The following is a 25,222-nucleotide window of genomic DNA, read 5'->3' as shown; positions in this document are numbered from 1 at the left end:
TATCAACTAAAGTTATGAGTAATCAGTACGATGCGATCGTGATTGGGTCGGGAATCGGGGGATTGGTGACAGCGACGCAATTAGCGGCAAAAGGGGCAAAAGTCTTAGTTTTAGAGAGTTATCTGATTCCGGGGGGCAGCGCGGGTTATTTTGAACGAGAGGGTTATCGTTTTGATGTGGGTGCTTCGATGATTTTTGGTTTTGGCAAAAAGGGGACGACTAACCTCTTAACCAAGGCTTTGGCAGCGGTGGATATGAGTATCGAAACCATTGCCGATCCCGTCCAGATCCATTATCATCTCCCGGACGGATTAGACCTAAAAGTTCATCGCGACTACGAACAATTTTTACAGGAATTAATTAGCCATTTTCCCGCAGAAAAAACCGGTATCCGGCGCTTTTACGATGAATGCTGGCAGGTGTTTAATTGCCTCAATAGTATGGATTTACTATCGTTGGAAGAACCCCGCTATCTGACTAGGGTTTTTTTCCAGCATCCTTTATCCTGTTTGGGATTGGTCAAGTATTTACCCCAAAATGCGGGAGATCTGGCCAGAAAATATATTAAAGACCCGAAATTATTGAAATTTATCGATATGGAATGTTATTGTTGGTCGGTAGTACCCGCCGATCGCACTCCGATGATTAATGCGGGAATGGTCTTTAGCGATCGCCATTACGGCGGAATTAACTATCCCCGAGGGGGAGTAGGACAGATTGCTCTCAAGTTAGTCGCGGGATTGGAAAAAGCCGGTGGTGAAATCCAGTATCAAGCGAGAGTGAATAAGATTATTTTAGATGCAGGACGGGCGATCGGGGTAAGATTGACCAATGGTAAGGAATATTACGCGAAAAAGATTGTTTCTAATGCCACCCGTTGGGATACCTTCGAGAAACTACTCCCCCCGGAATCTCTCCCAGGTAGCGAAAAAAAATGGCAAAAACGCTATCAAAAATCCCCCAGTTTCCTGAGTTTGCATCTGGGAGTTAAGGCCGATGTATTACCATCAGGAAGCGAATGTCACCATATTTTACTAGAAGATTGGGAAAATATGGAAGCAGAACAGGGAACTATCTTTGTTTCTATTCCTACCTTACTCGATCCCTCCCTAGCACCCCCGGGCCATCATATCATTCATACTTTCACCCCTAGCTGGATTGATCAATGGCAAAAACTGCCCCCCCAAGAATATCAACAGAAAAAAGAGGCCGCTGCTAATCGTCTCATCGAGCGCCTGAAAAAACTCTTTCCTAAACTAGATACAGGATTAGATTATATCGAAATTGGCACGGCCCGCACCCATCGCCGCTTTTTGAATAGAATCGATGGCAGTTACGGCCCAATACCGCGAAGAAAACTGTTAGGCTTGTTAGGAATGCCCTTTAATCGCACAGCTATTCCTAATCTCTATTGTGTAGGAGATAGTACCTTCCCCGGTCAAGGATTAAACGCGGTGGCCTTTTCCGGTTTTGCTTGTGGTCATCGTCTAGCGGTAGATCTCGGTTTACCTAGTCGCAAAGATTAAAAGCTGAAAATCAGGCTTTTTACCGGCGAATTCGGAAACGGTTCGAGAATACTTGACAGCGTTTCTCAGATGGATGAAGCGCATTTTCGCGACTGGAATTTTTACTTCGGCAAGGTTTAATCTATACTTCACCTTGATGAGAAACGCTGTAGATCGGTTTTGCTGAAGACTGAAGACTGATAACTAATAACTGATAACTGATAACTGATAACTGATAACTGAAGACTGATAACTAATAACTGATGCTTACTCCTTTTGATTCCCCCAAATCTTTACATTGGCAGCAAAGCTTACGATCGCCAATTATTCGTCAATTGGAGATATTTAGCTTTACAATGCAGTTTTTGACTTTTTTGCTCTGGGATCGTTTAACGGGGGCTAATAGGGGCAAAAAACGGCAAAGGAGAGCGAAATGGTTAGTTGATCGCCTCATGAATTTGGGACCAACTTTTATTAAAATTGGACAATCTTTATCGACGCGAGCAGATTTAATTCCGCTCGAATATATCGAACAATTAACCCAATTACAGGATCGAGTTCCCGAATTTAATAGTCAAGAAGCGATCCGAGTTATTGAAACAGAATTAGGACAACCCCTAGATAATTTATTTGCAAGTTTTAGCGTTTCTCCCCTCGCTTGTGCCAGTTTAGGACAAGTGCATAGAGCGCGGTTATTAAGTGGGGAAGAGGTCGTTATTAAGGTACAAAGACCAAATCTAGAAGGACTATTTAATCTCGATTTTGAAGTGTTGCATCGTCTCACCCGTTGGTTAAATATTTTCTCCGTGGTGAAAAAATATAATTTAGAAGCTATTTACCAAGAATTCTTTGAACTACTCTTTCAAGAAATCGATTATATTCATGAGGGCAAAAATGCTGATCGCTTTCGGGAAAATTTTAAGAATTATCCCCAAGTAAAAGTTCCTTTAGTTTACTGGCAATATACCACCCGCAAGGTATTAACTTTGGAGTATGTACCGGGGATTAAAGTCGATGATCGAGAGACTTTAATAGCTAATGGTATTAACGTCGATGGTATTATTCAACTGGGAATCTGTTCCTATCTCAAACAACTATTACAGGATGGTTTTTTCCAATCGGATCCCCATCCGGGTAATATGGCAGTTAGTCAGGAAGGGGAGTTAATTTTCTACGATTTCGGCACGATGTTCGAGTTAAAGTCCGTCGCTAAAGATCAAATGATTGAAACCTTTTTTGCTATCTTAAGAAAGGATACGGAAACAGTCTTAAAAACTCTCGTGTATATGGGGTTAATTGAACCCGTTAGAGATCTGCAACCTGTGCGAAATATCTTGCAGTTTCTTTTAGATGAATTTCGCGATAAACCGGTAGATGTGAGGGTCTTTGAACAAATTAGCGATCAAGTGTATTTAATGTTTAAACAGCAACCTTTTCGCTTACCTCCCCAAATGACTTTTATTATTAAATCTGTCACCACTTTGGATGGGATTGCCCGCTCTTTAGATCCCCAGTATAATTTATTAGCAGCTAGTCAACCTTTTGTGAAAAGTCTAGCGGTATCAGGAGGAACTACCAACACCATGCTGACCCTAGCTAATCAAGCGCGCACTTTTCTTAAACAACAATGGCAAAAAGGTAATAAAAATGAGAGAATGATCCGTCAATTAGAGGAAAAAATCGAGCGAGGAAATTTAGTTTTTCAAGTTAAGTCACGCGAAAATGAACGACTTCTGAAAAGAATTTATCTGGGAATTAAATTATTAATTAATGTCTGTTTATTGGGATTTAGCATTATCTCAGCCATATTTTTATTAGACACAAACTATAGCAAACTAGCTATTATTCCCTTCAGTTTAGCTGGGTTATTTGCTTTATTTTTTCTGCGTTCTTCCCTGGCTTTATTGATTCAGGAAAGATTAGATAAAATGCTAGACAAGTAAATAATTATCATCTTTATTAAGTAAGTGGTTATAATTAAATATCTAATTGCCAGTGTGGTGACAAGTTCCCCGGCTCTCTTATTCTTTGTGTGATAAGTTTGACTTATATAGTAGCGATCGATCTTTGTGTCCTTTGTGTCTCTGTGGTTCGTTCCACATTCTCCCGTCGCCATGGTGATTTAAATCACTGTTTAATCCAAGCTGATGGCCAAATACCGCCAATTTCGAGGCCCGCTAGACGACTAGAGGCATTGATAATGGTTTTACCACGACTATCAGCCAATTTTATCGATAATTTACCTTTGAGGGTATCTTGACAAGCAAAAGAGAGACCTTTTTCCGTAGGTACACGCACGCGATCGGGAGGATGATCACTGATCCCGATCAAGACAATGGTATAATTCTCGTTGGTTGCCCTCATTTCCCAGTATCCCCAGGGTTGCACTGTCCAAGTTAGTTGAGAATTCCAGATATCAAACTTATAAAAGCGATTTTGCCAGTGAATACCGATAATTCCCACCGATTCCGTCCAGTTGAGAACTTTTCGGGTAGAACCCACTGCGGTTAAGGTTAAATCGGGATTTTCAGGGAAAGCATTACAATTAATCCAAAACCACTTTTCGGGGAAAGAATAACCCCAATTTTTCTCGCTATAAAAAGGTACATTCTCAAATTGATAATTTTTTCCCCGATGGGTAATCATTCCCGTTGCTAAACCATGAGCAGTTAAAATCTGCCAACCCGGGTCAAAAATCGGTAAATAAGATAATATTCCTGCTGTTGCTTGGGGTGGACGCTTGTTATCTCCCCAACTGTACCTAGTTTCAATTCGATAATCCCATTGACAGATTTCTCCAGTGACGGGATCATAAATTCGTCCTTGCTGCTGGTTTGCTGTTGCTTGATAACCTTCTTGAATAGACTCAAAAAAATCTGACGGGGAAAGGAGACAGGGACGGATTTTTAAGTTAGTTTTTCCCCAATGGATAATGGCTAATTCCTGACGACTTGCCCAAAATTTATCCGTATCGGGAAAAGTGCGACAAAGATAATTAGATTCTATGGCTAAAATTTGTACCGCTCCGCCGCTATTGACTTGACCGCCGCTTGGGTCTTGAATAGAATACATAAAGGCGAATCCGTCGGCTAATTGCGGAATCATGACTCGGAAGTACCAACCTTCAAAGAATCGGGGAGTGATACCATCCCAATGGTAGCCAGAATGAGGGGGTTGTGAAGACATCTATGGGTTTATCTTTAGGTATTGATTTTGGCACATCGGGAGCGCGAGCGATTGCTATTGATTCTAGCAAAAATATCGTCGCTGAGGTTCATTATCCCTTCACTAATGCCAATTTTCAGGATTGGCAAAAGGCCCTATTTTATTTATTGGATAATCTAGGGGATTCGGTGCGTTCAGAACTTAAATCGATCGCTATTAATGGTACTTCCTCGACGGTGTTATTATGTGATAATTGGGGTAATTCTCTTTCTGAGGCCATATTATACAATGACGGGCGAGGAATTGCCTTTTTAGAAGCAATTAAAGCTATAGCACCCCCTCACCATCCCGTGATTAGTGCTACCTCCAGTTTAGCTAAATTATTTTGGTGGAGTCAGCAAGAAATTTTTTCGCAAGCGCGTTATTTTCTCTCGCAAGCGGATTGGTTAGCATTTCTCCTGCACGGTAAACTGGGAATTAGTGATTATCACAATGCCTTAAAGTTAGGTTATGATCTCGAAAATCTCTGTTATCCCGATTGGTTAGAGAATTTACCGATGTTTAATTTATTACCGCAAATTTTTGCCCCGGGTACAGCGATCGATACTATTAAACCAGATTTAGTGACTCGTTTTGCTATCCCGAAAGATTGTTTAATTTATACGGGAACCACCGACAGCATAGCGGCATTTTTAGCCAGTGGTGCTAATTCTTTAGGGGATGCAGTGACATCTTTAGGTTCAACTTTAGTCTTAAAATTATTAAGTAGCCAGAAAGTTGATGATAGTAACTATGGCATCTATAGTCATCGTTTAGGAAATTTGTGGTTAACTGGTGGGGCATCCAATACGGGAGGAGCAGTGTTAAAGAAGTTTTTTTCTGATCAAGAATTGAGAAATTATAGTTTAGCAATAGATGGAGAAAAAGAAAGTAATTTAGATTATTATCCCCTCCTAAAAGCGGGCGAGCGTTTTCCCATTAATGATCCTTTTTTACCCGCAAAACTGACTCCTCGCCCCGATAATCCTCGAGAATTTTTGCATGGTTTACTAGAAAGTATTGCCCGCATTGAAGCTTTAGGTTATCAGCGTTTACAGGAATTGGGGGCCAATAAATTACAGCGAGTTTATAGTGCGGGTGGTGGGGCAAAAAATTCGACTTGGAGAATAATTCGTCAGCGTCATTTAGGAGTTCCTGTGCTTTTATCTAAACAGGAGCAAGCGGCCTATGGTACTGCCCTATTAGCACAGCAATCGGTTACGCTATTGAAATAGTCTCATAAGTAGGATTTGCGGCAAAAAGCTTGTTGGTGGGGTTAGGAGTTAGGAGTCGGTCGTCAGGAGTCAGGAGATAGGAGTCAGGAGATTATTTTATTTATTCTCCCCACACCCCACACCCTACACCCTACACCCTTCGTTAATTAACCATAATAGGGTGGCTCATTACCCAGTTTCCATTTGATATTACAGCCTAAACTCGGTTTTTGGTCTGTCGGCACCGGTTGACCGGTTAAAACCTTGTCAATAGCGGCCCGGAGATCTTTGCCTGTCACCGGTATTCCATTACTAGGACGACTATCATCTAATTGACCGCGATAGACTAGAATCCGCTGACTATCAAAGAGGAAAAAATCGGGAGTACAGGCTGCCGTGTAAGCTTTCGCCACTTCTTGGCTTTCGTCATAGCATAAATTGAATTTAAAGTCAAGAGTTATCGCCATTTTTTTCAAATTTTCTGGCGAATCATCGGGATATTTCTCCACGTCATTAGAACTAATTGCGAGGATGCCCAGATTGGTATTAGCATAATCGCGACCTAGACGGGTAAGTTCTTCTTGAATGTGTTTAACAAAGGGACAATGTTCACAGAGGAAGATGACTAACAGAGCGGTTTTAGCCGCAAAGCTGTCCAGAGAGATAGTTTCACCCGAAACCACATCGGGTAAGGCAAAACTGGGAGCTTTTGTCCCCAGATCTAACATTGTGGACTCGGTGCGTGCCATAAGGTTTCTACTCTTTTCTATAGGGAGGACTGAGATTTTTATAGCATTTCATGCTTCATCGCGCAAATTTAACGCCTTAATCAGCATCAGTGAACAGTAAACAGTAAACTGAAAACTCACGTCTGATAACTGATAACTGATAACTGCTAACTGCTATAACCTACTGAAACTGATCTGCCCAATTTTCGATCACACGCTGACTTTGGCGAGCAATAACTAAAGCATTATCGGGGACATTTTTAGTGATAGTTGAACCGGCAGCCACGGTGACATTTTTTCCTAATTCTAGAGGGGCGACTAAAACACTATTTGCCCCAGTTTTTGTGCCACTGCCGATCATAGTTTGGTGTTTTTTCACCCCATCGTAATTAGCAGTAATTGTTCCCGCACCAACGTTCACTTTTTCCCCTAAAGTGGCATCTCCCAAATAGGATAAATGGGCAATATTGGTTTTATTGCCGATGTCACTTTTTTTAATTTCAACAAAATTACCGACTCGACAATTAGCACCAATTTTCGCTTCTCCGCGCAAATGAGCATAGGGACCGATGCGACAACCAGAATCCACCTGACTATCAGAAATAACCGAAAATAAGACCGTCACATCGCTGCCTATGCGACTATTTTCGATTAAACTCCCCGGACCGATGCGACAACCAGAAGCGATTATCGTCTCACCGCGCAGATGGGTTTGGGGTTCAATAATCACATCGGCACTGAGAGTGACAGTATCCTCAATGGTGACACTATCGGGGTCAATAATGGTGACTCCGGCGGCCATCCAATCATCTTTGACTCTAGTTTGCAGGATATCATAGGCGGCGGCCAATTGTTTGCGATCGTTAATGCCGCTAATTTCTAAACAGTCCTCCACATCCACAGCCATGACAGGATCGAGAAAATTGACCACATCGGTGAGATAATATTCACCTTGATCGTTATTGGGCGTTAAATTAGGCAGTATCGCCGCTAATTTTGACCAATTAAAGCAGTATATACCCCCATTAACCCGGTGGTTTTGTCGTTGGGCATCGGTACAGTCTCTTTCTTCCACAATCTGCTTAACGAGATTATTGCCATCACAAAAAACTCGACCGTAACCTTTCGGGTTAGGGAGGTTAGCAGTTAAGAGGGTGGCAGCGTTACCATGGTTTTTATGAATCTGGAGAAGATTTTGCAAGGTTTCGGGACGCAACAGGGGAACATCACCATTTAAGACCAACAAATCCCCCTGAAAGTCCTCTAAATGGGGGATTAACTGCTGAATAGCATGGCCAGTGCCTAACTGTTCCTTTTGTTCAACAAATTCGATATCCTCGAGATGCTGTAGCGTATTTCGCACCTGTTCTCCCTGATAACCGATAATCACCAGTTTTCGCCTGGGATGTAAGGATTCGCTGACATTAAGGACCCGTTCCACTAGCGATCGACTGCCGAGGGGATGTAAAACTTTTGGAAGGCTGGACTTCATTCGGGTTCCCTTACCCGCCGCTAAAATTGCTACCGCTACCATGGTCATGCTTGCCAATATCGTTCGCGACTGAGTATATCGCACTCCGATCCCTTTGGTTGCAAGAATTTTTCCCCTCTTTCATCCTGTGCCAGTTGAGAAACTACCATAAAAAGGTTTTCTTTAAGACATTGTTAAGGTAGTATATACAAATTGAAACAATTGAACATAATTAGCCCTCTATAGATACCACTATGACAACTGTGCTAACTAAGGAATCCTCCGCCATGAAACAGATTCGCACCACCTACCAAGCTGACCAACAGGTTAAATATCTCCATTTAGAAGCGGAAATCGAGGTACTGCTGCAACAACTGCAAAACCTCAAGCGCAAAAACCAAGAGAATCAAAACCTAAATTAAAGAAAATTTCCCTAAGAATTCTCAAATCCCACCCTCTGATCAGCGAGAAGGTGGGAAAATGTTTTTTGAGAATTCCAGATAGGTGTAGATTAATGATCAATTTTGCCTTACAGCAAGCCTTCGCCCGTCGTCATGCCCTGAAAGTGATCAGTGGGTTAAATAATTTCGATCGCTCGCAGGTTCTCTCAGTAGTTAAAGCCGCTACAGCCGGAGGAGCAACTTTTGTCGATATTGCCGCTAATGCTGACCTAATTCGGGCGGTAAAAGCCTTGACAAATTTACCCGTGTGTGTATCGGCCGTCGAGCCAGAATTGTTGGTGATGGCAGTGGCGGCCGGGGCCGATTTAATTGAGATCGGTAATTTCGATAGTTTTTATGCTCAAGGACGCATTTTTGAAGCGGCGGAAGTTTTAGCCCTAACCCGTCAAACTCGCGACCTACTGCCCGAAATTACCCTGTCTGTGACAGTTCCCCATCTCCTACCCCTCGATGAACAGGTAAGACTAGCAGAAGCTCTAGTTAGTCAGGGTGCCGATATTATTCAAACCGAAGGCGGCACTAGCAGTCAACCCCGTCACGCCGGTATTTTGGGACTGATTGAAAAAGCCGCCCCGACTTTAGCGGCAGCCCACGCTATTTCCCATGCGGTTAAAGTTCCCGTCCTCTGCGCTTCCGGTTTATCCAGCGTTACCGCCCCTATGGCGATCGCTGCTGGAGCGGCTGGTATCGGTGTTGGTTCGGCGATCAATCAATTGGATAATGAAGTAGCCATGGTGGCAGCCGTGCGCGGTTTAGTTGAATCTCTGCAAGCACAACCGGTCTATATTGGCAACTAGAACAATTTTTGTCTAGATACGACGGAGAAGGGGCCGTTTTCCCTTCTCTTTTTCCCTTTGTCACCAGTTATTTTAGCTGTCAGGAGGCGGTCGTCAGGAGTCAGAAGTCAGGAGATAGGAGATTATTTTATTTATTCTCCCCACACCCCACACCCCAATTCATAATTCATAATTTATAATTCCCACACCCCACTTCCCCACACCCCCAACCCCATCAACTGTGGTAAAATGCGCTATGGCTCAAAACATTAGAGATAGAAGCACTCCACCATGATTCGAGATATCTTCATGCCCGCGCTCAGTTCCACCATGACCGAAGGAAAAATAGTTTCTTGGGTGAAGTCCCCCGGGGAAAAAGTCAGCAAAGGGGAAACGGTGTTAGTGGTCGAATCCGACAAGGCCGACATGGACGTGGAATCGTTTTATGATGGCTATCTCGCTGTAATTTTAGTCGAAGCTGGCCAAGAAGCGCCCGTGGGGGAAGCGATCGCCTATATTGCCGAAACTGAAGCGGAAATTGAACTGGCCAAAGCTCAGGGAAAAACCGCCGCAGTCGCCCCTAGCAAGCCCGTAGAGACCCCAGAAATCGCTCCGCCTCCCGTTTCGATCCCCGTCGCCGTCGTTAAAGATAATGGCCGTTTAGTCGCCTCTCCCAGGGCCAAAAAACTGGCTAAAGAATTAAAGGTGGATCTGAAAACCCTAGTGGGTAGCGGTCCCCACGGACGAATTACCGCCGAAGACGTAGAAAAATCGACAGGAAAAGTCAGCACCGCCCCCGCTCCTGTCATTACTCCCCCGCAACCCGTCAGCGTCCCTGTAGCGGCTCCTAAAGCCCCGATTCCAACCAGCGCCCCAGTCGGCCGGACTGTTCCCCTCACCACTCTACAAAAAGCCGTCGCCCAGAATATGTCGGTTAGCCTACAGGTTCCCACCTTCCAAGTGGGCTACACTATCACCACCGACCCACTGGATCAACTCTATCAACAGCTAAAATCCAAGGGTGTCACCATGACGGCCCTGTTAGCAAAAGCGGTGGCCAACACCCTCGCTAAACATCCGATCGTTAATGCCTGCTATAGCGACGCAGGAATTCAATACCACGGGGCGATTAACGTCGCTGTCGCCGTAGCTATGCCCGATGGGGGCTTAATTACGCCGGTTTTGCGCTCTGCTAACCAGATGGATATCTATTCCCTCTCCCGCAGTTGGAAAGATTTAGTCGATCGCGCCCGCAGTAAACAACTGCAACCGGAAGAATATAATAGCGGTACTTTTACCATTTCTAATCTGGGAATGTTCGGAGTCGATCGCTTTACGGCTATCTTACCCCCCAACCAAGGCGCGATCCTAGCCGTGGGTGCTTCCCGTCCCCAAATCGTCGTCAATAAAGATGGTTTATTCGGAGTGCAAAAACAGATGACGGTTAATCTCACCAGTGACCACCGAGTCATCTACGGGGCCGATGCGGCCTCCTTCCTGCAAGACTTAGCTAAACTGATCGAAACTGAGGTGCAGTCTTTAACTATGTAATCAAAATCTAGACAGCAGGAGCCAAGGGAGTTTCTCTCTAGCTCCTGCTTTGTTGTTACTAAAAAAATGTAAAGAATTAGCTAAAATGGGTTTAACCCTATCTATCACCCGAAACTATCGCCCAAACAAGGTCAAAAAAAGTGTTAATCTCAGGGAACTTTAAGATCTAAGCTAATATCGGTAAATTAACACTCAATTTCGCCCTATATATTAAGCCTACAATAATTCGTATTCCCACGCCCTAACGCCTACCCATAGGAAAAAATGATCACAGAGAATAGTCGCTTACGTTCAGAATTTTTAAATACACAGGTTATCACTCGCAATACAGGCAAAAAACTCGGCGTTGTTAAAGATATCCTAGTAGATATCGATCAACGAGAAGTGGTTGCCCTGGGACTCCGCGATAATATCCTCTCCCTGTCGGGAATGCCTCAATATATGTATTTATCGAGCATCAGTCAGACGGGAGACGTGGTTCTCGTTGAAGATGATAACGTCTTGGAATCCGTCGATATCGATGCTTATACTCCCTTAATCGGTAGTGACGTGATCACGGAAACCGGCGAACCTTTAGGCAAAGTCCGCGATTATCAATTTGATCCCCTTAGTGGTCAATTACATTCCATTATCATTGCTTCCCTGGGATTGCCTCTGATCCCCGAACAATTGATCAGTACCTACGAAATTTCTATCGAAGAAGTGGTTAGCAGCGGTCCGAATCGCTTAATTGTCTTTGAAGGGGCCGAGGAACGTCTCACGCAGGTTAGTGTGGGGGTTTTGGAACGTTTGGGTATTGGTCGTCCCCCCTGGGAAAGAGAAGAGGAAGAAGCTTATTATACCCCCGCTGCTCGTCCAGAAAATCAGTTAGGTACGGGCATTCCCCTCCGCACCCCCGTGGAGGCCGCTAAACCCGTTGAAGAACGCTGGAGTGAGGATGAATGGGAAAAAGAACCCCTGCGTGCCACTCCCCCACCGCAAAAACGGGCCGAAGCTCGTTATTATGAGGAAGAATACGAGGAAGAAGAAGATAACTGGGGAGAAGCTCGCTCAGAACGCACAGAAAGCTTTTCTCGTCCTCAGTACGACGATTACGAAGATAAGGCCGAGGATGATATGTGGGATGATGACGTGGAACCAGATTACAATCCCCCCCGCATCAATATCACCGAGAAGAAAAAGGAAAGAATCCCCGAATACGAAGACGGTTAATCTTTGGTCATCCCCCTATCCATTAGTTACATCTTTCTTAACATAAAATTTGACAAAAAAAGAAAAGTGTGGTATGTGGCTCAAGGGGAGTTCTCTGGGGGGACTAAATATTTTTGGGATCACGTCGAGTGCATTGATTTGTCAGACCTTATAGATGTTCAATGAACTCTTCAACTGTGACTTGGGCTTGTTTCAGAATTCCACTTAATGTACCAACCTTCAATTCCTGATGTACAGGGACAACACAACCAATTTTGCCATCTTCGGTTTCTTTCTTCATCACAACATGGCTACCTGTTTGACGAACTTGCTCGAAGCCTAAGCGTTCAAGAGATCTAATTGCCTCCCCACTAGAGATTCGTGGCAGTTTAGGCATAACTAACCTCAATACTGGTCACAAATCTAGGGGATGTTTCTGGTAAGGTAAATTCCTCTAGGTAAAGCCGTGTGGCTTCTTTCAATCCAGCAATCGCCTGCTCAATTGTTTCTCCTTGATCTACTGTGCCAACTTCTGGACATTCAGCAATGTACATATTATCTTCTTTGTACAAAATAACAGTAAAGATGCGATTTTTCATGGTGTCTTATCATCTCTGGCTTACTCTGAAAATCATAACATAACTGTTTCCTAATCGTTTGGTTAGAAAATAGTTATGTTTCCTGATCATTGACCCAACTCACGCTTTTTGAAAAACTCTATAAGATATTAAGTTATTAGTACTTAATCTAATATTGTCCCACCTTCCTAGAATTGAGTGAGAAGATTGTGCAAAAACAGGCGTAGAGTTGATATAAAGAATGGAAAATATTAAAGCAAAATCAAGTTTTTCTATCTTGAACTTTAACTTTGATGGTCTAATTAGGGTTTGCGGCAAAAAGTTTTTCGTGGGGGTAGGGTGTGGGGTGTGGGGTGTAGGGTGTGGGGTTTTACCCATTTTCAGGTGGTCAATTACCTAATTTTCAGAGAAAAAGTAACTGAATTTTTCCCCGATCACTCCAATGGTCGGCACTTTTTGGGGGGAAAAAAGTCTAAAAACCTTATCCAACAAAGTTTTTAGATTTATTCAGCAGAACCTAATTAACATCTTTTATCCTCAATTTGTCCGAAAATTCCGTCTAACGGTTGAACTCACCCACCGTCATTAACTTTGGATGTTAGAGGTAGCCTAGCATATGATCGGGCGCAGTGATTTGTTAGACGGGCTTAGATTTAGACAGGTGAAAGATGCGTGGGACTCACCCACAAGATCGGCGATCACACTTAACATCTTCTGAATGCGAATTCAACAGAGCTTCCCACTTCGGCTAATTCATATTTCGAGACTACCTTCAGTGTTACTGTATTTCCATCCTTCCATTGAATCACAACGTATCCGTCATCAATAATCCATTCACCAGAGGAGTAATGTGGTTCTGGTTCTATCCGTACTAAACCGGAGGTAATCGTTACATTACTCTCTCTACTAAAACTACCTCCTGGTTCCAGTTTGTACGTTTCTTTCCAATAGCCTGAAGAAGCACCGTCAGCATTAAATTTGCTTCTTTCCCAACAACCGGATATATCAGACTTGACTACACCCGTATTGTTAAATGAACAGCCCACTAACAACAGTAAACTTATCGCCATTAACTGTGAAACCTTGATGAACATAATCATCGTTGGATTACCTCCAAAATTCTGCCTAACTACACATTATACAGAAACTTTCTGCATAACAATCTCCAGAGCAACGATAGGGGTCAACTTTCTGCATATCACCCCGTTTTATAACATAAAATACTCATTTGTCAATAGTTAGCAATATTTAATCTGCTTATACTTCGAGTTTTGGTCTGAAAATGGGCGATCAATAGTCAAGCGATCGAGAGATGGGGAACAACTTATACTAAATCCGTTGAGTATAGGCTACATATCAAGACAGACAAAAGGCACTCATGCAAAAGGGAGAATAAATAATCAGTCTTTAATAACCAGATTTAGGATTATTTAACCTTCAATCCGGGCTATCACTGGGGCAACCAATCTTCGATCACCTGCGCGATAGTATAGGGACAAAACTCGGGAAAAATGCTGAGGACTAAACCTGTTTGTCTGGCGGCTTCTCGACGCGCTCTATATTCCTTTGCCTACATTTACCCATCCCGCGTTTTGGCTCAGATCGTAAATTCCATAGGGAATGATTCTTCCCTTATCTTGGTCAGGAAAATCATGAACCAATACTTGTACTGGCTCTCCCTTTTTTAGCCATTCAGCACCGCTATTTTTATAATTTCCAATTAATTCTGGTTCTAACGAAGAACCGTTATAGATTTGATGCTTGAGCAAATATGTTCACCGAGAATCACTCCCGTTAGAGTGAGATAAGATTAACTCTTATTCCTCACCCTAACTACTAGGAAAAACCGGCAATTAAATTAGGCACCTTGCCGTAATTTATCCAAAACCGATCGATCCTCTAGAGTAGAAGTATCACCGGAAATCTCTTGACCTGATGCTAAAGTTCGCAAGAGACGACGCATAATTTTACCCGATCGCGTTTTTGGCAGCACATCGGTAAAACGGATTTCTCCCGGTCGGGCAATAATGCCAATTTCCTTGACAACGTGATCCTTTAATGCTTGCGCTAACTCCGGACTCGCTTCATAATGCCCCTCAAGAGTCACAAAAGCATAGACTTCTTCCCCTTTAATTTCATCTGGTCGTCCCACCACAGCCGCCTCTGCTACCGCAGGATGGGATACTAAAGCTGATTCGATCTCCATTGTCCCTAAACGGTGGCCAGAAACGCTCATCACGTCATCGACGCGCCCCATTACCCAGAAATAACCGTCTTCGTCCTGACGGCTACCATCTCCAGCAAAATAGAGATATTGGCCATCTTTGGGGGCGATATGTTCCCAGTAGGTATTGCGGAAGCGATCGGGATTTTTATAAACTGTTCGCATCATACCGGGCCAGGGATGTTTGACCACCAGATAACCCCCCTCATTCGCTTGGGCGGGATTACCGTCTAAGTCCACCACTTCGGCCATAATACCGGGGAAAGGTAGGGTTGCTGACCCCGGTTTGGTGGCAATTGCCCCGGGTAGGGGAGTAATCATAATCCCCCCGGTTTCCGTTTGCCACCAAGTATCGACAATCGGACATTTTTCTTTACCGATAACCCGGTGATACCACATCCACGCTTCCGGGTTAATCGGTTCTCCCACGGTTCCCAGTAAGCGCAAAGAGGATAAATCCCGGCTATTGGGGATGTCTTCACCCATTTTGATAAAAGCGCGGATAGCAGTGGGGGCAGTATAAAAGATATTAACGCGATATTTCTCAATTACATCCCAAAAACAGCCTAAATTAGAGGGACGGGGAACCCCTTCATACATTACCGTGGTGGCACCATTGGAGAGGGGTCCGTAAACGATATAACTATGGCCGGTAATCCAACCCACATCGGCAGTACACCAGTAAACATCGGTGTCTTTCAGGTCAAAAATCCATTTGCAGGTGACATGGGTGTAGAGATTATAACCGCCGGTGGTGTGGACGACTCCTTTCGGTTTGCCGGTGGAACCACTGGTGTAGAGGATAAATAACATATCTTCGCTATCCATGGGTTCGGCCGGACAGTTAGCAGATACCTGTTTTTGTAGATCATGCCACCAGTAATCGCGATCGGCAACCATATTGATGGGTTCCTTGCTGCGCTGGACAACGAGGACTTTTTCCACACTGGGGGCGCTATTATCGGCTAGAGCCAGATCTACCTGTTCCTTGAGGGCAACTACTTTATCCTTGCGGAAACCACCATCGGCAGTGATTACCACCTTAGCGGCCGCATCATTAAGACGATCGCGCAAAGCATCGGCACTAAATCCCCCAAAAACTACACTGTGGGGCGCACCAATTCTGGCACAGGCTAACATAGCGATGGCCGCTTCGGGAATCATCGGCATATAAATTCCGACCACATCGCCTTTTTTCACGCCTAATTCCTTTAAAGCGTTGGCAAATTGGCACACTTCTCGGTGTAGCTGTTCGTAGGTAATGGTGCGGCTGTCTCCCGGTTCTCCTTCCCAGATGATGGCAGCTTTATTGCGCCTCCATGTCGTGAGATGTCTGTCAATACAGTTGTAACAAATATTAATCTTGCCGTTGACGAACCATTTAGCAAAGGGGGGCTGCCACTCAAGAACCTCTGACCATTTTTCAAACCAATGTAATTCTTTTTCGGCTAATTGGGCCCAAAAAGCCGGGGGATCGGCCTTGGCTTTGGCGTAGAGTTGCTGATATTCTTCAAAGCTTTTAATGGTGGCATTCTGGGCAAATTCGGCACTGGGGGGAAACAGCCGATTTTCCTGTAGGATCGATTCGATCGCTATTTCTGTCATACTGGCAAACGAAATAAATTATCTTGCGATCCAGATTACCTTTTTCGGTTCCCCGCGTAACCCCGGCAAGCAATTCTTTAAGGCTATTTTAGGATTGCCCGATCCCTGACTAGCGATCGCCATTTGGCCCCAAGTGTTACAGAGTTTAAAGTTATGTCACCGATCGAGCGATGAACAGATCGCTGTAAGGTAAACTAACCGATAAACCCGAAATTTAACATGGAGAACACTCGGTAAGGAGTCATAATTCAATGTCTCATAGCGTTAAAATTTACGATACCTGTATCGGTTGCACCCAATGCGTTCGGGCTTGTCCCCTCGACGTGCTGGAAATGGTTCCCTGGGATGGCTGTAAAGCTGCCCAAATTGCCTCCTCCCCCCGCACGGAAGACTGTATTGGTTGCAAACGTTGCGAAACCGCTTGTCCGACGGATTTCCTAAGCATTCGGGTTTATCTCGGAGCAGAAACCACCCGCAGTATGGGTCTAGCCTACTAGGCCTGGCAATCATTCTGTGTTTAACATTTAGCGAAAACTAATCTTGTTAAGAGGACTAACCAGTCCTCTTTTTTTTTGTTATACTCCCGTCGCTAGTGAAGATTTTAGTTAGGGTTTGCGGCAAAAAGTACGGGCGAAGCATTCGGATAGAAAATCTACGGTTTCACCGATAAGTTATTGCCCGAATGCTTCGCCCCTACAGGACGCAATCGCCGATCAAGATGCAAGGTTTTTGAGCCACTAGCTTTAAAATCTTGCACCTGCCTCGCCAAACAGGCCCCAAACCCCTTACCTCGTCTATATTTCACATTTATTCAGCAGACCCTAGTTAGGTAATTCCCCAAAAAGTTGACGATATTTTTGCAGTTTTGCCTCCATTTCTACTAACTGCTGATTAGCCTGTTCTGCCCGTTGGCGTTCATTTTCAGCCCGTTGGCGTTCATTTTCAGCCCGTTGCTTTTCCTGCTCCAGTAGTTGATTAATTTCGCTGTAGGACAAAAATTGAGTACCATCAGGACGATAAATTTTTAACTCGTCGGTTAAGTCAAAACGAATGCCTAAACGGGGACTCACCCAATTATTAACCTCACTAACACTGTCTAAACTGTCACCAATTCGCTGCCAAGCTTCTAGACTATTATCATCGGGATCATAGACGTAGTATTCTTGGACTCCATAGCGATCATAAAATAGCAATTTTTTGGCCATTTCGATGGAGGTATTACTGGGAGAAAGAATCTCAAAGACGACTTGAGGAGCAAGATTATCTTCTTGCCATTGTTTGTAGGAACCTCGATCGCCTTTCGGTCTGCCAAATACTACCATCGTATCAGGAGCATCGGCAATTTTCGGCTGGCCTTCCACGGGATACCATAACAGATCCCCCGCTACAAATACCTGGGGATCATCGATATATAACCAGTCGATATTCTGCTTAATCGTTACTATCCAGTGAAATTGTTTAGTATTATCTGCCATCGGTTTACCGTCGCTCTCAGGATAGATAATCTCGTTTTTGTTAACTTGACTAACCATGGGGAATACCTGCCGAACTGATTGGGCTATTTTTATTATATAATAAATTTGAACTAAGTAAGGAAAAGACCGCTCTTGATTTTAGAACTACAGCAAGTAAATTTAGCTATCCGACGGGGCAGTGCTTATCTGTTAGAAGATATTACTTTTAGCATCAAGCAAGGAGAAAAGTTAGCTATTGTCGGAGCATCTGGGGCAGGAAAAACCACTCTTTTGCGATTGTTAAATCGTTTGCAGGAACCAAGCACGGGAAATATTTATTTTCACGGTAAATCGATTAGGGAAATACCGGTTATTTCCCTGCGACAACAGATAGTTTTATTGCCACAAGAGTCGAAGTTATTAGGGATGACTGTTCGAGATGCTCTCGCTTATCCTTTGCAATTAAAAAAACTTACTCCTGCCGAAATTAATCAGAGAATTGACCATTGGACATCCCTATTAAAAATTCCTCAACAGTGGTTTGAGCGCGGAGAGTTAGAATTATCTTTAGGACAAAGACAATTAGTGGCAATTACCAGAGCCTTGCTGTTAGAACCGAGCATACTGTTATTAGATGAACCCACCTCTGCTCTAGATACAGGCACGGCCAGCAGGTTATTAGAAGTATTAAATAATCAAAGTTCAATGACGATAATTATGGTCAATCATCAACTGGATTTTTTAGAGGAATTTGCCGAGCGAGTCATTTATCTAGAAGCGGGAAAAATTGGATCAGATTGCCTCGCCAATCAATTAGATTGGTTAGGGCTAAAAACTCAGTTAATTGATTTAGAAAAATCTCGACAAAGTGACAATTGGTAAGATTAACTTAAAATTGCTGCGCCCTCCTGAAAAACTAATAATTCTCCTGCATTAATCGCTGTCCAAACTTCATTATCAGTTAAGGGTGTAGTGGCAATAATTGCCACTTGATCGCCCAGACGAGCTAAAGCTTGAAAGTCAACGCTCACATCTTCATCAATTAAATGAGCAGCCGCAAAAGGATATTGCCGGATTATATAGCTTAATTTAGTTGAACAATGGGCAAAAAAATGTTCACCATCGCATAAAAGATAATTAAAAATTCCTTGACAAGCGATAGAGTTTGTGATAGTTTTTAGGACTGGATAAAGTTGTTCTAGGGAAGGTTTGCCCTGGGGAAAAGTCTCTCGCAGGGTATTAAGAATTAAACAAAAAGCTTTTTCGGAATCCGTCTCCCCAACCGGTTGATAAAAATCTCCCGCAGGAGGTGAGAAATTTTCTAAATTACCATTATGGGCAAAAACCCAATATTTCCCCCACAATTCCCGCCGAAAAGGATGACAGTTTTCTAGTTTAATTTCTCCTTGGGTGGCTTTGCGAATATGGGCGATAACATTGGTAGAATGGATCGGATAGTTTTTAATTAATTCCGCGATCGGAGAAGCGATCGAGGGTTTAACATCAATAAAAGTTCGGCAGCCTAAACCCTCAAAAAAAGCGATTCCCCAACCGTCTCGATGTTCGTCGGTTTTTCCTCCCCGCGCACAAAATCCCTCAAAGGAAAAACAGATATCCGTGGGGACATTACAATTCATGCCTAGAAGTTGACACATAGTTGCTTGAGTTTGAATATCAGATGCCAGCAAAATTACTTACTGCCAGCAGCCGTGACAGCAGACAGGAGAATTTTTTCCAGCTGCCTCTTGCCTATCCTAGCTAAGAAATTAATCTGGCACTAAGTAGGTAGGTGTTAAAAACTGTCAGACACCCCCCTTATCAAGGTAGGGTTGATTCATGAATCAACCCTACTATGAATCAACCCTAGGGATTAAAGGGGGAACCATCTTCAATTTAATTATAACCAGCTAATTAAATCAACCTCTGAAAGACAAAAAGGGCAAAAAATCAGATTTATAGCGATATAATAGCTATTTTTTTGACCAAAAAGGTCATTTATTTGCTGTTATTGCCTTTTATCTTCCCGCATCCCTGTTTTAACTCCCATGAATCTGAATCGGGCGATCGAGATTAATTTTTTGGACTGCTTATTGGATAAAATAGGAAATCAGGCCATCTAATCAAATCTGTATCCTTAAGGCTATGACAATTATTTCTCGATCGATCCCCCAATCACCCACTAAATCCTCGTCTATCGGCGGCTGGCGCGGTTTGATCGAAGAATATCGCCAATTTCTGCCCGTAAGCAGTAAAACCCCTGTAATTACCCTCCTAGAAGGCAATACACCCCTGATCCCCGCCCCCTATCTCTCAGCACAAATCGGGCGCGATGTCAAGGTTTTTGTCAAATATGATGGCTTAAATCCCACCGGCAGCTTTAAAGACCGAGGCATGACCATGGCCATCTCGAAAGCTAAAGAAGAAGGGGCAAAAGCGGTGATTTGTGCCAGTACTGGGAACACCTCGGCGGCGGCGGCAGCCTATGCAAGACGTGCGGGGATGCGGGCCTTTGTGATTATCCCCGACGGTTATGTAGCCTTAGGAAAATTAGCCCAAGCTTTATTGTACGGAGCGGAAGTCATCGCTATTAATGGCAACTTCGATGATGCCCTCAAGATTGTCCGCCAACTATCAGAAAATTATCCCGTAACTTTAGTCAATTCCGTCAATCCCTACCGTTTAGAGGGTCAAAAAACCGCCGCTTTCGAGATTGTCGATGTCTTGGGTAATGCCCCCGACTGGTTATGTATTCCCGTGGGTAACGCGGGCAATATTAGCGCCTATTGGATGGGATTCTGTCAGTATCACCAGATAGGTAAATGTGACCAGCTGCCGAAGATGATGGGTTTTCAGGCCGCCGGGGCCGCCCCTTTTATCTCTAAACAACCGGTTGACCATCCCGAAACCCTAGCCACGGCTATCCGTATCGGCAACCCCGCTAACTGGGAAAAAGCTTGGGCCGCTAGTCACGCTAGTCAAGGGCAATTTCATGCGGTCAGCGATGAGGAAATATTGGCAGCCTATCGGATTTTAGGGGGCCAAGAGGGGGTTTTCTGTGAACCGGCCAGCGCCGCTTCTGTGGCAGGATTATTAAAAGTGCATCAACAGGTTCCCGATGGGGCCACCGTGGTGTGTGTTTTAACGGGAAATGGACTAAAAGACCCAGATTCGGCGGTAAAATACAGCAATAATCAACTAAAATCTGGGATTGCTCCCGAATTAACGCAAGTGGCTCAAATTATGGGCTTCTAAGCTAACGTCAATTCGGGTTAAGCAGTGCTTCTATAAAACTCCCTTAGAACTGGGAATTATACCGGCGCGACGGGGATCGATCGCTATGGCCCCACTCATCGCCCGGGCAAAAGCTTTAAAAGTAGCCTCAATAATATGATGGGAATTAATCCCGTCTAATTGGCGAATATGTAGGGTCATTTGACTGTGATTGACCAAAGCAACGAAAAATTCCCGCACTAGCTGAGTATCGTAGGTTCCCACTCTTTGGGTGGGAATTTCTAGACCATAACTGAGGTGGGGGCGACCGGAAAAATCGAGGGCAACCTGCACTAAAGCTTCATCGAGAGGGGCGACAAAATGCCCGAAACGGACGATGCCTTTTTTGTCCCCCAAAGCTTGCAGTAAAGCTTGTCCGAGGGTGATTCCCACGTCTTCATTGGTGTGATGGTCATCAATTTCTAGATCTCCAGTGGCACGCACATCGAGATCGATCGCAGCGTGGGAGGCGATTTGCTGCAACATATGATCAAGAAAAGGAATTCCTGTCTGGGCGCGACAATTGCCGCTACCATCAAGATCGATCGTCACCTGTACATCGGTTTCTTTGGTAGTACGACTAACCGAGGCGCGACGGCAAGGTGAGACAAAAGAATCGGGTATCTGGGAAGTGGAAATCATTGAAGTAAAAATAAGTAGGTAGCCGTTAAAAATTATCAGATGCCCCCCTTATTAAGGGGGGATTAAGGGGGGATCGGCACCCCCTTATTAAGGGGGGATTAAGGGGGGATCGGCACCCCCTTATTAAGGGGGGATTAAGGGGGGATCGGCATCCCCTTATTAAGGGGGGATTAAGGGGGGATCGAATCATTGACTAGGGAGATGAGAGTTTTTTTCAGTGATCAGTAAACCTAAAACTCACATCTGATAACTGATCACTGATAACTGATCACTGATCACTGAAAAGGCCTAACTTTCTGGTTCAGTTTTAGCTTCCGCCGGCGGACCGGGGGGCAAAGCTTCCTCGCTCAGGGGTTGAGGATTTTGGCTAGTGGGGGGACTAGCGGGGGAAACCTCCGGCTGATTGAGAGCGGGGGTTTGGGGGGGAGCTTCTGGGGCTTTTTCTTCGATTATCGCTTCTTTGGGCGGTTCTGGCTGGGTTTGGACTGGATTTGGCCCTGTGGTTGCGGGGGGGTTGACGTTATCCGGTTGGGGACTAACGGCGGGTTGCGGGGTTTGATTGGGACGAAGCGGGGTTTCAGTTGCCGGCGTTACGGGGGGGGAGTTACGCGTATTGAGGTTACTACCCTCCGGTTTTGGGGGATTAGCGATCGCACCTCGGCACACTTCCGGGTTAGGGGCAAAACTGACTCGCACCTGATAGATTCTCGACTCACCACTGGGATTATTAAAACGAGTTGATCTCACTTCCCCAGCCGCCTGTTGATTGAAAATCGGGAAGCCAGCACTTTTAATTAACTGGGGTTCACTGCTGAGGCGGCCTTGACCATCCACCGTCACCCCATAAACCGCCGTCCCCGCTAATTGACGGGAACAAGCCGTGGCGGGATAATTACCGGTCAAATTGACGGTAGTTATACCTCTGCTGCCCTGATTGGGCTGATTTAGTTCATTTAAGGCGTTAGGATTAGTTTTTTGGACTCTGGCCAGCCAATCCACCTGATTTCTCATGGCCTCTTCGTTACTGGTATTGCTTTTGTCTGCCTCTAGGGAGCGCAAACGTTCTCGCATTTCCCACATTAATTGTTGACGACGCTGTTCATCAATGGGCGATTGACCATTCGGCTCCGAAGTGCGGGCCAAGGAATTGTTTAATTGTTCCTGTGCCTGTTGCGATGCACTACGGGGCGAATTTCGCAATTCATCTGGAGTTAGATTATCTCGGTAGGGATCGAAGTAAGGCTGGAGCTGCTGGTTATTAGTCCCCCTAGGCCGATTATTATTCTCTGACAGGGTGGGAACAGAAGGAGGACTAGGTAAACTGGGGGTAGAAGTGGGAAAATTGCGAGGAATCGGTAATCTACCCGAGGAGGAGATAGATGCGGCGGGAGGAGAATAGATATTGACGGAGGGTAAAGGAGGTAAGGAAGGTAAGGGGGGAAGGGAAGAAACCGAGGGTAAAGGAGGTAAGGTGCTGTTATGGATGCCATCCATGGCGGGGAGAGGAGGCAAAGAGGAAGAAGACGAATTGAGGTTAGGCAGTCCGGGTAAGCTGGACAGGGAGGAGTCAAGACTGGGAAGACGTGACTGCTCTAGAGGATTCAATTCAATCAGATTGACGTTGCGTAATTCCTTTTTTGGCTCCTGCGCTGGATTATTGAGGAAATTAGGTAAGATAATCGCTAAAATTAGGGCATGAATACCAAGAGAAGCGGCGAACGAGAGATTATTAGAGTTAATTAGTTTATTTTCTTCGGTTTCTAGACCAAAATAGGAGGATGTCATAATCTAGTTAATTGAGCAGCGCCTGGAGGGGGAAAGTTAACTCTATTCTAATCGTCAAGGCGATTTTTTTTCTTGAGGGCGGGGAATTAATTGGTGTCAGTACCCCACCACCCCACACCCCACACCCCACACCCTGCCCCTAGGAAAAACTTTTTCAGCCAACCCTACTTATACTGCGATCGAGCCACAGCTTTTAATTTGGGATATAATTCCGAAGGGTCTAACAAAGGGATAAACTCATCGATTACCGGTTTAAAATTAGCCGAAAAATTCTCCCTAGTTCCATGACCGTTAGGCGATTTAGGCAATGATTCTAATTCAGGGAATTTGGGCGTTTCTGGGGTTAACTGCGAGAATAATTCCTCCACATCACTCATCCCTTTGCGAGGATCATCAAAAAGAGAAGTTTCTAAGTTGAATAAAGAATCTTTACCCATGGCTACTGTGCCATTATTATCGGTTTTTCCCGCTTGTGGCTCTGGATAAGGCCGCTCAAGGGTGGTAGAAAGTATATTGACCTTTTCCTGTTCAGGGACAACTGCTGTTTTTTTGCCATTTAACTGGGAATCTGGCAAGTTTTTACAAACCAAGCGCTCGAATTCCCCCGTAAAATGAAAGGTAGGATGGCCGCGACGGTGCCAAATTTTGAGAATTTCCTCCACCGAAATGACTTTGTAACGTCCCTGATAGAGTGCCTCTAAAATCGCCATGCGAATCCAATTTAGCGAATAGGTGGGCAACCAGCGATCGATTAATTCTTGCGCTTTATATCCTCTCATTTCAAATCGATATTGGTTGAGTATAGTCGCTATCTGCATGAGGTTGATCTCTGGGCTAATCTCTGCCATAGAATTTACAAAAACAGTGAGCGCAATCGTTACGGCTACTAGGCACTCCGTATCTTAAGATTTTATTCGGGTTTTTCCTAGCGGTTTTCCCCTATTCTCCCCACACTTACCCTTTCTAGTATCTTCACTCAAGGTCAGTTGACTCCCTAAAATCTGGTTCGCTTTTGACGGCAATTTATCCCCCGCTAACTCCTGTACGGTTTAACGGGACTTCTCTGGCGACCTTAAGATAGTTTTTGTCTTTTCCCTGATTAGGCGATCGAGTTTATACCTCTTTGGTACCACAATCTGACTAATTTGTCAAGAAAAAGGCAAAATTTCATCGATAAACCCAGAGGAGATAGAACTATAGCACTACCCTGACAGCCTACCCGATCGAGGTTTTCTGAGTCCCCAAAAATTTTTTGTTAAAATTTGCAACATAACTTAACAATGTGTTACACTTCTTAACACAAGCATACAAAAGGAGCCTCCCCATGACTGCCCGCGGCTACACCACCGAAGAACAAGGAAGACTGAATAATTTTGCTGTCGAACCGAAAATGTACGTTGATAGTTCCAGCGGTCTCGGTTTTACCAAAAAAGCTGAAAAATTGAATGGCAGACTAGCTATGATTGGCTTTGTCTCTCTTTTGGCCATTGAAGTGTTAACCGGTAAAGGAATTATTGCTTGGATTACCAGTCTCTAAGAATTAACAATCCCGTCGCGCTGTTC

General features: G+C 44.4%; 23 protein-coding genes and 2 pseudogenes. 11 read left to right on the top strand and 14 right to left on the bottom strand.

Features of this window, described 5'->3' with window-relative positions; translation table 11 throughout:
* Nucleotides 1-14 precede the first annotated feature (14 nt).
* Both crtH and IM450_RS01240 read left to right on the top strand, forming a co-directional pair.
* Nucleotides 15-1,526, top strand: coding sequence for a carotenoid isomerase (crtH, locus tag IM450_RS01245; protein ID WP_287667183.1), 1,512 nt, complete (start codon nt 15-17; stop codon nt 1,524-1,526).
* A gap of 242 nt (nt 1,527-1,768) precedes the next feature.
* On the top strand, nt 1,769-3,448 hold the full coding sequence (locus IM450_RS01240; RefSeq protein WP_287667185.1) for an ABC1 kinase family protein: 1,680 nt from the start codon (nt 1,769-1,771) through the stop codon (nt 3,446-3,448).
* A gap of 184 nt (nt 3,449-3,632) precedes the next feature.
* Here the strand turns inward: IM450_RS01240 and IM450_RS01235 are convergent, their stop codons facing one another.
* Nucleotides 3,633-4,691, bottom strand: a complete 1,059-nt coding sequence (locus tag IM450_RS01235; RefSeq protein ID WP_287667187.1) for a tocopherol cyclase family protein — start codon at nt 4,689-4,691, stop codon at nt 3,633-3,635.
* A gap of 2 nt (nt 4,692-4,693) precedes the next feature.
* Between IM450_RS01235 and IM450_RS01230 the strand changes: the two genes are divergently transcribed.
* Complete coding sequence (locus tag IM450_RS01230; RefSeq protein ID WP_287667282.1) at nt 4,694-5,944, top strand: FGGY-family carbohydrate kinase; 1,251 nt, start codon at nt 4,694-4,696, stop codon at nt 5,942-5,944.
* 146 nt (nt 5,945-6,090) lie between these two features.
* On the opposite strand, the gene IM450_RS01225 is transcribed toward IM450_RS01230, so the two are convergent.
* Complete coding sequence (locus tag IM450_RS01225) at nt 6,091-6,672, bottom strand: thioredoxin family protein (RefSeq protein WP_012268145.1); 582 nt, start codon at nt 6,670-6,672, stop codon at nt 6,091-6,093.
* Nucleotides 6,673-6,832: 160 nt separating this feature from the next.
* On the bottom strand, nt 6,833-8,185 hold the full coding sequence (glmU, locus tag IM450_RS01220; RefSeq protein ID WP_287667285.1) for a bifunctional UDP-N-acetylglucosamine diphosphorylase/glucosamine-1-phosphate N-acetyltransferase GlmU: 1,353 nt from the start codon (nt 8,183-8,185) through the stop codon (nt 6,833-6,835).
* Nucleotides 8,186-8,376: 191 nt separating this feature from the next.
* On the opposite strand from glmU, the gene IM450_RS01215 reads away from it, so the two are divergent.
* The 4 genes from IM450_RS01215 (at nt 8,377) to IM450_RS01200 (ending at nt 12,122) form a co-directional block, all read left to right on the top strand.
* The gene (locus IM450_RS01215) at nt 8,377-8,544 is read left to right on the top strand and encodes a hypothetical protein (RefSeq protein ID WP_002801704.1); all 168 of its coding nucleotides are present in this window, start codon (nt 8,377-8,379) and stop codon (nt 8,542-8,544) included.
* A 92-nt stretch (nt 8,545-8,636) separates the two neighbouring features.
* On the top strand, nt 8,637-9,380 hold the full coding sequence (locus tag IM450_RS01210) for a DUF561 domain-containing protein (protein ID WP_287667190.1): 744 nt from the start codon (nt 8,637-8,639) through the stop codon (nt 9,378-9,380).
* A gap of 270 nt (nt 9,381-9,650) precedes the next feature.
* Nucleotides 9,651-10,910: a dihydrolipoamide acetyltransferase family protein gene (locus tag IM450_RS01205; RefSeq protein WP_002801702.1), complete on the top strand. Its 1,260-nt coding sequence runs from the start codon at nt 9,651-9,653 to the stop codon at nt 10,908-10,910.
* A gap of 264 nt (nt 10,911-11,174) precedes the next feature.
* Nucleotides 11,175-12,122, top strand: coding sequence for a PRC-barrel domain-containing protein (locus IM450_RS01200; RefSeq protein WP_002801701.1), 948 nt, complete (start codon nt 11,175-11,177; stop codon nt 12,120-12,122).
* Between the two features lie 148 nt (nt 12,123-12,270).
* On the opposite strand, the gene IM450_RS01195 is transcribed toward IM450_RS01200, so the two are convergent.
* The 6 genes and pseudogenes from IM450_RS01195 to acs all read right to left on the bottom strand — a co-directional run bounded on the left by IM450_RS01195 (nt 12,271) and on the right by acs (nt 16,508).
* Nucleotides 12,271-12,498, bottom strand: coding sequence for a type II toxin-antitoxin system HicA family toxin (locus tag IM450_RS01195; RefSeq protein WP_002801700.1), 228 nt, complete (start codon nt 12,496-12,498; stop codon nt 12,271-12,273).
* Nucleotides 12,491-12,700, bottom strand: a complete 210-nt coding sequence (locus IM450_RS01190) for a type II toxin-antitoxin system HicB family antitoxin (protein ID WP_002734849.1) — start codon at nt 12,698-12,700, stop codon at nt 12,491-12,493. Before IM450_RS01190 ends, IM450_RS01195 begins: the two co-directional genes overlap by 8 nt.
* A 683-nt stretch (nt 12,701-13,383) precedes the next feature.
* Nucleotides 13,384-13,779, bottom strand: coding sequence for a hypothetical protein (locus tag IM450_RS01185; RefSeq protein ID WP_287667196.1), 396 nt, complete (start codon nt 13,777-13,779; stop codon nt 13,384-13,386).
* A gap of 350 nt (nt 13,780-14,129) precedes the next feature.
* Nucleotides 14,130-14,249, bottom strand: a pseudogene (locus IM450_RS22640) (DUF29 family protein); the annotation flags it as partial.
* Nucleotides 14,248-14,406: pseudogene (locus IM450_RS01175) on the bottom strand (ISAzo13-like element transposase-related protein); the annotation flags it as partial. The pseudogenes IM450_RS22640 and IM450_RS01175, both read right to left, overlap by 2 nt.
* A 131-nt stretch (nt 14,407-14,537) precedes the next feature.
* Nucleotides 14,538-16,508, bottom strand: coding sequence for an acetate--CoA ligase (gene acs / locus IM450_RS01170; RefSeq protein WP_002801695.1), 1,971 nt, complete (start codon nt 16,506-16,508; stop codon nt 14,538-14,540).
* 251 nt (nt 16,509-16,759) lie between these two features.
* On the opposite strand from acs, the gene psaC reads away from it, so the two are divergent.
* Nucleotides 16,760-17,005 carry a photosystem I iron-sulfur center protein PsaC gene (psaC, locus tag IM450_RS01165; RefSeq protein WP_002734319.1) on the top strand — a complete coding sequence of 82 codons (246 nt, stop codon included), beginning with the start codon at nt 16,760-16,762 and terminating at the stop codon, nt 17,003-17,005.
* Nucleotides 17,006-17,329: 324 nt separating this feature from the next.
* Here the strand turns inward: psaC and IM450_RS01160 are convergent, their stop codons facing one another.
* Nucleotides 17,330-18,040 (bottom strand): Uma2 family endonuclease, encoded by a 711-nt coding sequence (locus IM450_RS01160; protein WP_287667199.1) that lies wholly within the window; start codon nt 18,038-18,040, stop codon nt 17,330-17,332.
* A 75-nt stretch (nt 18,041-18,115) separates the two neighbouring features.
* Between IM450_RS01160 and IM450_RS01155 the strand changes: the two genes are divergently transcribed.
* Nucleotides 18,116-18,844 (top strand): ABC transporter ATP-binding protein, encoded by a 729-nt coding sequence (locus tag IM450_RS01155; protein WP_287667202.1) that lies wholly within the window; start codon nt 18,116-18,118, stop codon nt 18,842-18,844.
* Nucleotides 18,845-18,846: 2 nt separating this feature from the next.
* On the opposite strand, the gene IM450_RS01150 is transcribed toward IM450_RS01155, so the two are convergent.
* Nucleotides 18,847-19,617 carry a class II glutamine amidotransferase gene (locus IM450_RS01150; protein WP_287667205.1) on the bottom strand — a complete coding sequence of 257 codons (771 nt, stop codon included), beginning with the start codon at nt 19,615-19,617 and terminating at the stop codon, nt 18,847-18,849.
* Nucleotides 19,618-20,104: 487 nt separating this feature from the next.
* Between IM450_RS01150 and thrC the strand changes: the two genes are divergently transcribed.
* The gene (gene thrC / locus IM450_RS01145; protein WP_287667207.1) at nt 20,105-21,214 is read left to right on the top strand and encodes a threonine synthase; all 1,110 of its coding nucleotides are present in this window, start codon (nt 20,105-20,107) and stop codon (nt 21,212-21,214) included.
* Between the two features lie 30 nt (nt 21,215-21,244).
* On the opposite strand, the gene hisB is transcribed toward thrC, so the two are convergent.
* From hisB to IM450_RS01130, 3 genes are all read right to left on the bottom strand, one after another.
* Nucleotides 21,245-21,874 carry an imidazoleglycerol-phosphate dehydratase HisB gene (gene hisB / locus IM450_RS01140; protein WP_002801689.1) on the bottom strand — a complete coding sequence of 210 codons (630 nt, stop codon included), beginning with the start codon at nt 21,872-21,874 and terminating at the stop codon, nt 21,245-21,247.
* 288 nt (nt 21,875-22,162) lie between these two features.
* Nucleotides 22,163-23,659, bottom strand: coding sequence for an energy transducer TonB (locus IM450_RS01135; RefSeq protein WP_287667210.1), 1,497 nt, complete (start codon nt 23,657-23,659; stop codon nt 22,163-22,165).
* Between the two features lie 164 nt (nt 23,660-23,823).
* Nucleotides 23,824-24,507, bottom strand: a complete 684-nt coding sequence (locus tag IM450_RS01130) for a hypothetical protein (protein WP_287667213.1) — start codon at nt 24,505-24,507, stop codon at nt 23,824-23,826.
* Between the two features lie 476 nt (nt 24,508-24,983).
* On the opposite strand from IM450_RS01130, the gene IM450_RS01125 reads away from it, so the two are divergent.
* Nucleotides 24,984-25,196, top strand: coding sequence for a chlorophyll a/b-binding protein (locus IM450_RS01125; RefSeq protein ID WP_002801686.1), 213 nt, complete (start codon nt 24,984-24,986; stop codon nt 25,194-25,196).
* Nucleotides 25,197-25,222 lie beyond the last annotated feature (26 nt).

Origin of the sequence: Microcystis sp. M083S1, assembly GCF_020246405.1 — a bacterium.
Classification (GTDB): domain Bacteria; phylum Cyanobacteriota; class Cyanobacteriia; order Cyanobacteriales; family Microcystaceae; genus Microcystis; species Microcystis aeruginosa_C.
The sequence above is the reverse complement of the archived record's forward strand: the minus strand, read 5'-3'. Positions and strand labels throughout refer to the sequence as shown.